This window comes from Halomonas sp. CH40 (assembly GCA_041875495.1).
Taxonomy (GTDB): domain Bacteria; phylum Pseudomonadota; class Gammaproteobacteria; order Pseudomonadales; family Halomonadaceae; genus Vreelandella.
Map to the genome: position 1 here is coordinate 1,015,134 of CP112982.1, position 12,847 is coordinate 1,027,980.

Annotated in this window: 1 protein-coding gene; it reads right to left on the minus strand. The window is 55.2% G+C overall.

The features are described 5' to 3' along the window. Window positions 1-136 precede the first annotated feature (136 nt). Complete coding sequence (locus OR573_04685; GenBank protein XGA80953.1) at window positions 137-12,817, minus strand: hypothetical protein; 12,681 nt, start codon at window positions 12,815-12,817, stop codon at window positions 137-139. Window positions 12,818-12,847 lie beyond the last annotated feature (30 nt).

Consider the following 12,847-nt stretch of genomic DNA (forward strand, 5'->3'; position numbering starts at 1 on the left):
CTCGTTGGCGGCCAGAGTGGCCGCCATTGGTGTGTTTGATTGTTGATCGGATGATCGTATGCGCAGAAAGCCTTTAACGGCGCAGGCAGGGCAGGGTAACCGCCCAACCTGCGCTCGTTCAGGTGCTTAGCTGTACTTAGGCATAGATAGGGCCTTGTGCTTCAGGCAGCCAGTTGCTGCTACCGAAGTCGTCATCCCCCAGCGTGTGCAGCAGCGCCAGCTGGTTGAGCTCGCTGCCCTCGATGGTGGCATCGTCACTGCTGGACTGGGTATGCGCCCAGATCGCCGTCTGGCTGGCATCGTCGGAGGCGGTGACCGCAAACAGCGTGGTATTCAGCTCGCCGTTGTCATCGCTACCGAGCTGGGCGTCCGGGAGGCTAAACAGCTCGTTGAGCAGCGTGGCCACCGCTTCAGCGTCGCCCAGTTCTGCGGCCGCGACTGAAGCACTCGTCGGAGTAGATAGCGTACTGGCAAGGCTTACCTCAGGGAATACGATCGCATTCTGGTTGGCATTGCTGGAAACGCTGGCAAACTCCGTGGTGCTAAGATCCAGAGAGTTGTACTCACTAATAGCGCTAACGTCGCCTTCCACGGTGGATTCCAGCAGTGCCCCTTCCAGCTGAATCACATCCTGGCCGAGCTGGAAGTTGTGCACCACGTCCGGCGCCTCGTTGCCCAACGCCACCACCGTGACCTGCGCTTCACCTTCGCCATCGCCCCAGTCGAAGGGCGCAAAGCCTTTATCGTCCTGGGCGATCGCATCATCGCTGACGGCGTCTTCCGTGGCGTTTTCGCCGGCGATGCCGGCATCACCGTCTGTGCTGCCATCGGCGATATTGATGCGGCCGTTCAGTTCCTCGTCATCGCGGCTTTCGTAGGTGCCGTCATCATTATCATCCGTGCCGCCGGAGAGGTAGGTGGTCTCCAGGCCATCATCCACGTACTGGCCCGGGTCGGAGCCGAAGAGGTCGCTATCGCCCTCGGTAGTGCCATTTTCGTTTGTGGCGGGTGAGTCGTTTTTGGCGTCATAGCCGCTATCTGGATTGGTGACGGTCTGGTTAACGCCCTCTTCGCCGGTTGCCGCGGGGTCGCCGTTGAGGGCGGCGTTACCGTTCTCACTGCTGGCTAGCCCGTTAATGCCAAGCTCGCCCGCGGTCTGGGTGTAGCCGTTTTCCGGGTTGGTGAAGGTCTGGGTCGCGCCTTCGCCTTCACCGGTCAGGGCTGTGTCACCGGCCAGGGTTGGGTCGGTGTTGGCGCCGCTCGCGTTATCGCTAACAGTGTCACCGGGGTTGGTCCAGCGTTGGTCTTGCGTGCCACCGGGGGCAATGCCCTGGCGCAGCTGGTCGTTGATATCTAGCGTGCCAGCAAACTCATTCGCTGGTGCGGGCATGAGCGTATTGCCGTTGGTATCGGTGAAGGTGTAATCATTCGCCATGGCCGCCTCGCTGCCACCATCGCCTTCGCTCTCGCTGTAGCTCAGCACGCCCGGCGCACGGCCGGTCGCGGCGCTGCCTTCGCCGGTTTCATCGTTGATGGTGGCGGTATCGTCACCGTCGATGAAGGTGAGGTCGCCCGCTTGAGGTTCTCTAATTAGATAAAAACCATCAGCGATCGTGTCATTGATGCGTACTTTGATTTCTTGCTCACTGACATCGCCCAGTACATCGGCACCGTTACGAGTCGCGGTCAGATTCAGCGGTGTGAAACCAAACTCTTCCGCACTGATCGTGGCAGTGGCGACGTTGCTGTGATTGTCGTCAAGATCCTGCTTAAGGCCTTCTACAATGGCACTGAGCAGCGTCTCGCTCGCTTCGTTGTCTGTCACGGTGTAGCTCAAGGTGACATCACCGAGTGTAAGCGTAATGGTATCCTCAGCTACAAGGTTATTAAATCCGCTGTCATCAAAAAGTACTGATACTTTTTGCGCGCTGCTCTTCTCGGGATCTTCCACCTCATAGCTGAAGCTGCCTACGTTCAGGGGGTCTTCGCCTGAATCTTTGGCATTCACCAGTAGGCGGTCACCGCTGATGGTAACGGCGTCATCGCCTTCGGCGAGTACATCCACGATTGCCTGTGCCTGAGTGGCTCCATTGCTGCCATCGCGGGCATTCAAAATGGCCTGCTTGAGGTTGGTAAGGGTTTCGGCCTTGTCAGCGCCGGAGTCGGCGCTGATGGTGGTACCGTCGATTTCCAGGCTTACTTGGGCACGGTTGTCCTCGGCATCCATGCGGTCATCCTCAAATGCCACACTGCTGACATCCACCTCGGTGACCTGGCGCACACCCTCAACACTCAGGCTGGCTTCGGTGATATTGATAGCGCCGTAGCCATTGGTGGCTTCAGCAGCCGTGAAGGTGACCGCGTAGGGCACACCATCCTCGCCACCGGAAAGCGTGGCATCGCCGATTTTCTGAATCAAGGATTTGCCAACATCACCCTCGAATTCAGTTTTAGTGCTTAGTAGCTGGTTATCTTGATCCGTATCTACCAACTCCATGGAAAAAACCACAACCTCAAATGGCTCGTTGCTTTCCTGTTTTATGATGAGTTCATTACTGGTCTCATCAATTGTGATCGTCAGGTCCGTGTTGTTTTCAACGTCTGTCTTAAGCCGTGACAGTGTTGGAGCACTGTCAGAACTGCTCTTAAATTGTCGTGGGAGACTGTTTTCGTCTTTAGGTGGCAAAGTAAAGGTACCCAGCCAGTTCGAGTTACCATCAATATCAACGACATCGTCATTTTCATCCTTGAATTGCAGCCGCAGCACAGGCTCTGGATTCAGCAAGGTGTCGATTTCATTGTTGAGAGCATCCAGCGTGCCTGCGGCGTTACTATCGATCATATCAACGCTGATCTCTTCACCATTCACCGTCAGGCCAAGGGTGCCGCCGCCGAAGTAATCGGCATCATCGCTGGAGAAGTTGACCGAGGCTTGTTGCGTCTGCTCTTCGACGCTGAGCGTGGCGTCGGTTACATCAAAGGTATTGACCCCACCTTCGGCGGCAGTGAAGGTAAGCTTGCCGTCTTGCTGGGCGACGGACTCGATAATGACGGAGAGATCGCCCTCCGTGCCTAATTGGGCGTTGATGGCATCAAGCAGGTTGTCGAGGGCTGTTTCTGCAGAAGTGGCAAAAGTAGTGTTCGCTTCGAAAAAGAAACTGTCCAATGCCTGTTTTTCATCAAGGGTACCAATCAAACCAGCAGTGGCAACAAATGAAGCTTGGGGGATACCTTCTTTAAAGGAAACCTCAAAACCTGGGTTGGTGTCGTCGTTGTATTTCTTCGTGGAAACGCTAGTAACCTCGTCCAGGCTTTCAATCCATCCAGCCAAAATGTGGGCATAAGGGCTACTGCCGCCAGTTGTGATGGAGGTATTGATATTACCTAGATATTGATCAAAATCCTCTCGGCCATAGATTTTTTCTCCAATCTTGAGCTCAAAGGCAAGTGTGTCTTCTGTATCACCGTCAAAGAGGTAAACATTTTTTAAATCATCTGCTTCGATATTGGCTACAATATTGAGCGGTTCAGCTGTGGGTGTTGTAGGCGCCATAGCCGCCTTGACGGTAACAGGCGCGCCTGGGCCATTTTCACCCTGCGGCGTAATCATTACTGCCAGCTCGCCATCTGCATAGTAATCAGCATCATCGGTGCTGAACTCCGCCGTGGCAATCTGCTTGACGCCCTGGTAGTCCAGCGACACGTCACTGACTTCGAACAGATCCTGGCCCTTGTCCTTCGAGGTCAGAATGATCTCGCCGTCATCGTTCAGAGTCGCGCCTTCGAGGAGGGTAGAAAGAACATCATTGGGTTCTGATGCGAAAGTTTCATCGCTACCTTGCTCATCCAAAATTGTATTTAATGTATCTGGTTGGTCGCCCACCTTGAGACTGAATGTTAAGTTGCTACCGCTTCCAACCAGCTCGTTTGTCAGTACAAAATTTCCTGAATCATCGATCTGCGCCGTCACTCCGTCAGGCAGGCCTAAGTCATTCAGATAACTGACCAGATCATTTACTCCTAAAAAGTCATCTTTAGCTGCAACAGATGATTCGAGATCAAAGCCATTCAGGTCAACCTGAAGAGAATTCTTTGAATTTCCTTCCAGAACAAAACTTTTTTCCTCACCGTCAACAGACCAGGAAATATTAAGTACCTCCGACAAACCACCAGTTGTCGATCCTCCAATACGAGAGACGTCTTGCAGATCAAATGCACCGGTTCCGAAAACGTCTTCAAATTCACTCTGTTTGATAACAATCTTTGGCGACTCGGCTTCTGCGACTACGCCGGTAATCTGCTTGTTGATCTCATCAACCAGGGCCTGGGAAGTGGCAGCGGCGGGGTCAGCTGAAACAAAAGAGTTAAGGGAAGCACCTTGTGATAATTCAACTGTGTCTTTTCCGTTGGATGCAGACAAAACATGACCACCGAAAGAAAGAGTATCGCTGAATTGTATGAGCTGAAAAGTGACACCCTCCGAAAAACTAGATATTAACTCAGGCGAAACCAGTAACTCTACAACACCATCTTTGAACTCATAAGACTCTATGCTATTAGTATCCTTAAGGTCATCAAGGTATTCCTCAAGTGTATCAGCAGAGCTAACTAAAACATCTTCCCGTTTACTTTCCGCAGAATTGAAGGTGGTTCGGCCAGGATTGTCTGCCTGCATGTTCAAAGCAAGCGGTTCGCTATCTTTACCCGCGAGCGTTAGCACCAACGGAGGTGGAACAAGCCCCGTCATATCAACCGACACCGTGGTTTCCCGAGCCGCCACTCCACTCAAAGTGGCATTGGCATCCGCCTCTTCCTTGATGGTCACATACGCTTTGCCGCCTTCGTAGTAGACCGGTGCGCCTTCGATCCCGGTATCGGTCAGGTCAGTGCCGTCGCTAAGCTGGGTGTAGTTCTCGGTCGTGTCGAGGGAGAAGGTGGCTTTCTGCTTCACGCCCTGGTAATCGAGGGTGACATCGCTGATTTCGAAGGTCTGCTTGCCCGGCTCGGCGGCGGTGAGGGTGACGGTGCCGTCGTCCAGTGAGGCGCCTTCGAGCACAAAATCTTTCCCTACTCCATTACGGAAAGTAGCTCCTTCAGGCGTTTCGATCCGAAAAGTAAGGTACTGGTTAGCACCCTTCTCAAGGGAAGAAAGCACAAGGTCTCCGTCTTCATTAGTGCCCGCTTCAAAGTTGGGGATGCCAACTGAGTTCAGAAAATCGACTAAACCCTTAACACCCGTAAACTGGTCAGGAACTGAGCCTTCGAATTCAATGGAACCCGAAGTATCAACGGTATACGAACCATCAGTTAGTGTCACTTGGAAGAAATCAGTTGTGAAATAACCGTCTTCTGGATCAAGTAAGGCAACAGAGAGACTGTTTAAATAACTGGACGCAGGCTGGGAGAGTTCTATACCACCACTATCTGCTGTTACACCCTCACCAAAGATGCTCTCGAAGTCTTCAGCTTTAATTACTACTTGTGCTGGGGTTCCCTCAGCCAGTTTGTTGATCTCATCAACCAGGGCTTGGGACGTCATTTCGTCTGAACTTAAGACATCCTGCCCGACAAAGGCGGTGGGACTGTCATCGTTGAACCTAACCTTACCGTTAGGTGGCACGATGCTGACACCAAATTCCGGTTTAATCAGCAGTACGGCACCCGTGATGTCAGCACTGGCAATGCCCGGCTGTTCTTCAAAGAATTCGGCCATACCTGCGAGCGTTTGCGGCTTGTCACTCACAGAAAAAGCCGCATTGGTGATATTGGCATCGCTACCATCAGCGAGGGTTACCTGCCATGCACCGATATTGGTGATCTTCGCATCAGGGGCTATTTTGCTTGTATCAACGCGAACACTTTCAGGTTGCATCTCCGCTGATACAGTAATCGGATCGCCACCATCGGTTGGGGTGATGGTTACATACGCCTTGCCGCCATTGAAATAGACCTCGGCGCCGTCTACCCAGGTACCATCGCTGAGTTGATCGTACTGCTCTGCATTTTCCAGGGAGAAGGTGGCCTGCTGCGCCTCGCCGGGGAAGGAGAGGGCCGCGGTGGCTTCCAGCGGGTCGGGTTCCTCGGTGGCAGCGGTGAGGATCAGTTGAGTAGTAGTGTTGGCAACTGTTAGAGCGTTGATATCCGTGCTTGGAAGTTTGGCACTCTCCAACACCCCATGCAGCACTCCCCCTTCAGCAGTAGCGTCGTTTATTGCCTGTTGCAATGCGGCCAAAGATTCAGCAGCACTACCGGCGACCATATCCGCAGTGATGGTCTCACCCGCGATGGTGGCGCTGAGCGTGCCGCCTTCGTAGTAATCATCGCCGTTTTCGCTGAAGGTCAGCACGGTTTCCTGCTGCACGCCATTCTGATCAATCGCGGCAGAGTCGACGGTGAAGGTCGGTGCGCCGTCGTCAGTGCCAGGAATTTGCGCGCCAATGAATGTCATTGTGAGACCGTCCACCATGACATCTTCGATAACGCCATCCAGTGCGGACGTGTTTTTAACCGCCTTCGCCAGTGCCTCAACGGAGGCTACCGGATTTGGATTGTCGGGATTGTCGGGAACATCGTAAACGACATCTACCGCAACCACTGTGGTCACTCCGTCGACATCGATGTTCACGCGCAGTTTGCGGGTGAACTCGGTGGTGTTGTCGCCGTTGGTCTCTGTCGGCCAGTTACCCTCTGGTTGATCAGGGAAGGTGACATCGAACCGCGTGACAAGGCCGTTATTGACGATGGCAGCGGTATTCTCGCCGCCCGCCGCTACGTCCAGGGGTTCACCGGCCTGGCCGTACAGTGTCAGGGTGTTGCCATCAATACGGATGTCTGTAAGGGCGCCGCCTTCACCGACAATGTAATCACTTACCTTACTGGCCGCTTCGGAGCGGGCTTCATCCCTCTGATCAGCAGTCGCCTCAGAATAATCCTCCACCTCGAGAACGTTCTCCAAGTAAGAGCGGGCAAGCAGATCTTCCACCAGATTTTGGGAGAGGCTGAGCAGGGGGAGCTCCTCGGTACCTAACGCTCCATCGAAGGGGTCAAAACTTCCCTCGAAGTTAAAGATCGGATCCTGATCAAGATAAACGCGATCGCCACCGCCTTTCAGGGCCGTTATTGCAGCAATTTCTGAACTTGCGCCATCCATAGCAAGCATCAATAGGTCGTTGATGGTGATGAAGAGGTTGCCTGAGGGTACGGTATAGCTTCCGTCTGCGGCGAGATCAGCCTGGGTGATAACATTACCTTCAGATAATATCTCGGTGAATCCATCGATGTTGTTGCTAATCACAATCCCGACGAGAGTGTTATCAGGTTTCTGCACCGTGCGCTCGACCAGATACTCCTTGAATTTCGCCAGCTCATCCTCAACCAGGTCATCAACGATATCCGTGTCGCCGTCATCAGAGCTAACTGTGTAGGTGTACTCTTTGCCGTTGATGGTGATGTTAAGTTGCGAGCCCTCGCGGTAGTCACTCGGCTCATCTGAGAAGTTCAGCGTCGTTTTGGGTACGACTTTCCCGTCGTTAACGCTCTGGTAAACAATTTTATCCGGGGACTCATCGACATAGGTGAGATTAATAGTATCGGCACCCAAGCCGCCGACGATCTCGGTATCCGCATCCGAGGAGTTGAGGAAGTCATCACCTTCGCCGAGCTCTACGCGGATGGCGGTGCTTTCGTACTCATCCAGTTCAACACGGTTGTCGAGCTCGTTGCGCTGGATCAGCTCGGGCTTGACGATATCGTCGATCTGAGGCTGCAGATCTTTGACATCTTTTAAGAGTTTTTCCACTTCAGTTTGCACGTCGCCAAAATCACCTGTTGCCAAGCTCTGAAGTGATTGTACTGTTTCATTCAACTCATTGAGTTTAACGTTAACGGCTTCTAGGTCTTCGACGTCATTCTGAAGTTCTTGATCCAACTGGCTTATCTGGCCTTGCAGGTTGCTGACGCTGGTGTTGAGCTGCTCGGCCAGGGCGTCGATAGCGCCTTGCAGAGTGTTCTGAGCACTGGCAAGGTTCTCGGTGGCAGCCGTGGCGTTATCACCCACCAGGCCTTCCAACGCACTCAGGGCATTTTGCAGGTCACCCAGCTCAGCGGCGTTGCCCGCTATGTCGCTGTCGTTGCCGTTGATCTGACCTTGCAGGTTGCTGACGCTGGTGTTGAGCTGCTCGGCCAGGGCGTCGATAGCTCCTTGCAGAGTGTTCTGAGCACTGGCGAGGTTCTCGGCGGCAGTCGCAGCGTTATCACCCACCAGGCCTTCCAACGCACTCAGGGCATTTTGCAGGTCACCCAGCTCAGCGGCGTTGCCTGCTATGTCGCTGTCGTTGCCGTTGATCTGGCCTTGAAGGTCATTGACGCTGCTGTTGAGCTGCTCGGCCAGGGCGTCGATAGCGCCTTGCAGGGTGTTCTGGGCGCTGGCGAGGTTCTCGGCAGCAGCCGTGGCGTTATCGCCCACCAGGCCTTCCAACGCACTCAGGGCATTTTGCAGGTCACTCAGCTCAGCGGCGTTGCCCGCTATGTCGCTGTCGTTGCCGTTGATCTGGCCTTGAAGGTCGTTGACGCTGCTGTTGAGCTGCTCGGCCAGGGCGTCGATAGCGCCTTGCAGGGTGTTCTGGGCGCTGGCGAGGTTCTCGGCAGCAGCCGTGGCGTTATCACCCACCAGGCCTTCCAACGCACTCAGGGCATTTTGCAGGTCACTCAGCTCAGCGGCGTTGCCCGCTATGTCGCTGTCGTTGCCGTTGATCTGGCCTTGAAGGTCGTTGACGCTGCTGTTGAGCTGCTCGGCTAGGGCGTCGATAGCGCCTTGCAGGGTGTTCTGGGCGCTGGCGAGGTTCTCGGCAGCAGCCGTGGCGTTATCACCCACCAGGCCTTCCAGCGCAGTCAAGGCATTTTGCAGGTCACCCAGCTCAGCGGCGTTGGTGGCAATATCGCCCTCGTTGCCGTCGATCTGGGCCTGGAGGTTGCTTTTCAGCGTATTAATAGCTGTTGCCACCGTCTCACCAAGGTTATCCAACCCGGCTTGCGCGATGGCTACCGCCTGTTCGAGGGTCAGCTCGCCGTTAATCTGCAGCGGAATCGTCGTGGGGTTGTAGCCGGCAATCTGGGCGGTGAAATCGTCGCTGAAGGTGTTGCTATCAGCGTTGAAAACCTCGCTGGCCGCGAGGATTAGCGGTGAATCGCCGCTCCAGTCGGCATTCACGGTGAAGGCGAGCGTGTCGCTGGCGCCGCTTGCGGTGGAAGGGTTGCCTGCTGGGTCAAGGGCGATGGCTTTGAGTGTATTCTCACCTTGCAGCAAGGCGGTAATAGACCACTGGCCGTTCTGATTGGCCACTACCGTGCCAAGTACATTATCCGCAGTTTCACCTTCGCCTTCGATCAACAGGGTGACTTCAGCGCCTGCTTCGGCGGTGCCGCTGATCACGTGGGTGGCGTCCAGCGAGGTGATCTCGCCGCTGGTAATTACAGGCGCCTGCGGGTTGACGTTATCAAAGCTGTACAGGGTGTTGGAGGGCACGCCGTCGGCCCCCGGCTGTTCAGCGGTGGCGGTGGTGGCACGAATCGAAATGCTGATGTCGTAAACTTCGATGTTTTCACGCGGAGTGAAGACAAAAAGAGCTTCATCATCAGCACCGGCTTCACTATCAAATGTGAAGATCGGGTTGTCGAGTTCGTCACTTGCCAGCGAGCTGCCGATCAAGCTGCTGCCGCTGTAGATGCGCACGCCGTTGGAGGTATCTTCATCGGAGGTTTGTGCAGTCTTGACGCGCACTGTGCCGTTTTCAGGGTTGACTTCAAACTGCGAAATCAGCGGCCCCACTAGTGAAAGCGCGCTGGCTACCTGCTCTTGCAGCACTGCCAGTTGATCCTGCAGTACGTTGAGTTCCGCACCGGCAGTTGAGTCGTCACCTGCTGCATCGGTAATAATGCCGACTAAAGTTGTCAGGTTGTTCAGCTTCGTGACATTGCCCGCTATGTCAGTGTCGTTGCCGTCGATCTGGCCTTGCAGGTTGCTGACGCTGGTGTTGAGCTGCTCGGCCAGGGTGTCGATAGCGCCTTGCAGGGTGTTCTGAGCACTGGCGAGGTTCTCGGCGGCGGCCGTGGCGTTATCACCCACCAGGCCTTCCAACGCACTCAGGGCATTTTGCAGCTCATCCAGCTTCGTGACATTGCCCGCTATGTCAGTGTCGTTGCCGTCGATCTGGCCTTGAAGGTCGTTGACGCTGCTGTCGAGCTGCTCGGCCAGGGCGTCGATAGCGCCTTGCAGAGTGTTCTGAGCACTGGCGAGGCTCTCGGCGGCGGCCGTGGCGTTTTCACCTACCACGCTTTCCAGCGCACTCAGGGCATTTTGCAGGTCACCCAGCTCAGCGGCGTTGCCCGCTATGTCGCTGTCGTTGCCGTCAATCTGGCCTTGCAGGTTGCTGACGCTGGTGTTGAGCTGCTCGGCCAGGGTGTCGATAGCGCTTTGCAGGGTGTTCTGGGCGCTGGCGAGGCTCTCGGCGGCGGCCGTGGCGTTTTCACCTACCACGCTTTCCAGCGCACTCAGGGCATTTTGCAGCTCATCCAGCTTTGTGACATTGCCCGCTATGTCAGTGTCGTTGCCGTCGATCTGGCCTTGCAGGTTGCTGACGCTGGTGTTGAGCTGCTCGGCCAGGGTGTCGATAGCGCCTTGCAGGGTGTTCTGAGCACTGGCGAGGTTCTCGGCGGCGGCCGTGGCGTTATCACCCACCAGGCCTTCCAACGCACTCAGGGCATTTTGCAGCTCATCCAGCTTCGTGACATTGCCCGCTATGTCAGTGTCGTTGCCGTCGATCTGGCCTTGAAGGTCGTTGACGCTGCTGTCGAGCTGCTCGGCCAGGGTGTCGATAGCGCCTTGCAGGGTGTTCTGAGCACTGGCGAGGCTCTCGGCGGCGGCCGTGGCGTTTTCACCTACCACGCTTTCCAGCGCACTCAGGGCATTTTGCAGCTCACCCAGCTCAGCGGCGTTGCCCGCTATGTCGCTGTCGTTGCCGTCAATCTGGCCTTGCAGGTTGCTGACGCTGGTGTTGAGCTGCTCGGCCAGGGTGTCGATAGCGCTTTGCAGGGTGTTCTGGGCGCTGGCGAGGCTCTCGGCGGCGGCCGTGGCGTTTTCACCTACCACGCTTTCCAGCGCACTCAGGGCATTTTGCAGGTCACCCAGCTCAGCGGCGTTGCCCGCTATGTCGCTGTCGTTGCCGTCGATCTGGCCTTGCAGGTTGCTGACGCTGGTGTTGAGCTGCTCGGCCAGGGTGTCGATAGCGCCTTGCAGGGTGTTCTGAGCACTGGCGAGGTTCTCGGCGGCGGCCGTGGCGTTATCACCCACCAGGCCTTCCAACGCACTCAGGGCATTTTGCAACTCACCCAGGTCAGTGGCGTTGCCCGTTATGTCGCTGTCGTTGCCGTCAATCTGGGCCTGGAGGTCATCGTCCAGGGCATCAATTTGTGCCTCAAGCCTGCTGACCAACGTGCTATTCAGCGCTTCAATATCGGCCCACAGCCCTGTAGCTGCTGAGCTCTCAGTGGATCGTTGGCCGATGGCGCTGGCAATCTGCCCACTTACGGAGCCTTCACCGTCGCCGGTCAAAGTATCAAGTTGGGAACTTAATGCGGCCAAGCCATTGCTGAGTGACACCAAGGTTCCAAGGGGGGTACCTGCTGCGAGATTCGACTCATCACCGCGTATTTCGCTAACGGTCTCTTCCAGGTCGCGCAGTTGACCAGTGAGTTTAGTGACGGAGGGGAATGAAGCTTCGCGAATCGCAGCGATGACATCATCTATCGCTTGCTGTTCAATATCCGCACCCTCTGCAGCCTCGATAGTAATGTTCTGCGCTTCACCTGGTTCGTTATCACCAAAACCAATGATAATTTTATCGCTGAGTAGTGTCACCAGTTCCTCAAGCTGGGCCTGATTATCAACTTCCAGCGTCAAGCGACCCAGGCCGGTGCTACTGACCAAGCCGGTAGCAGTAACAAACTGATTGTAGGTAAGCACTACCTCAGAGTTGACCACGTACTCAACATCGTCTGCCACACGTACCGAACGCAGATCTGCGGTACCTTTCTGAACTTCGATGGTATTGAAATTGGAAAGGTCGCTTTTCTCGGAGATGACCACAAAGTCCAAATTATCTTCAAAGCTGAAGATAATTTGCTGGACTTTATCGCCCATACCTGTGGTGTTGAGGGTAAGGTTCTTGCGGTCGGCTTTACCCTCCTGCACATCATTGATATCAAATACGACCGCTTCAACGCTATCTGGCTGGCCACTGAAGTTGATTTCAGCACCGTCGTCGGCGCGGATACGCAGCGACTTGACAGTATCACCGTCACCGGTACTACGGTTGGTAGTGAAATCGGTAATACGGAACTCGACGTTCTGGTTGGCGCCACCCCGCGATAAAGTGGCACCGTCCAGCTCGTTTTCGCCATCACCATCACCATCGCGAGCACTGCCAGTGAAGTCGATACTGATAGGGCCTGTGGCTGTGCCAGAAAAAGTGACAACGCCGTCGTCTTCGTTGTTGCTATCGCCTGTGTCTGAATCGGTTCTGGTATTGGGCTGTACAACTTCAATAGTAGGGAGTTCGGTTTCAGAGGCGTTGCTATCATTGTCACGAGTGGCGATTAGCGCTCCGCCTACACCCACCAAGCCTAAGCCGAGCAGGGCAGGGTTGATGCCAGCACTGACACCGGAGCCTGCTTCGAGCAGTTTGGCGGCAGCTTCGTCATCGCTCTCTTCAGCGGCAGCACTACCGCCAGCGGCTGCAGTTCCCTCTGGGTCGGCTGGCATAACCTCCTGTGTGGATGGCTCTGAGGAAGT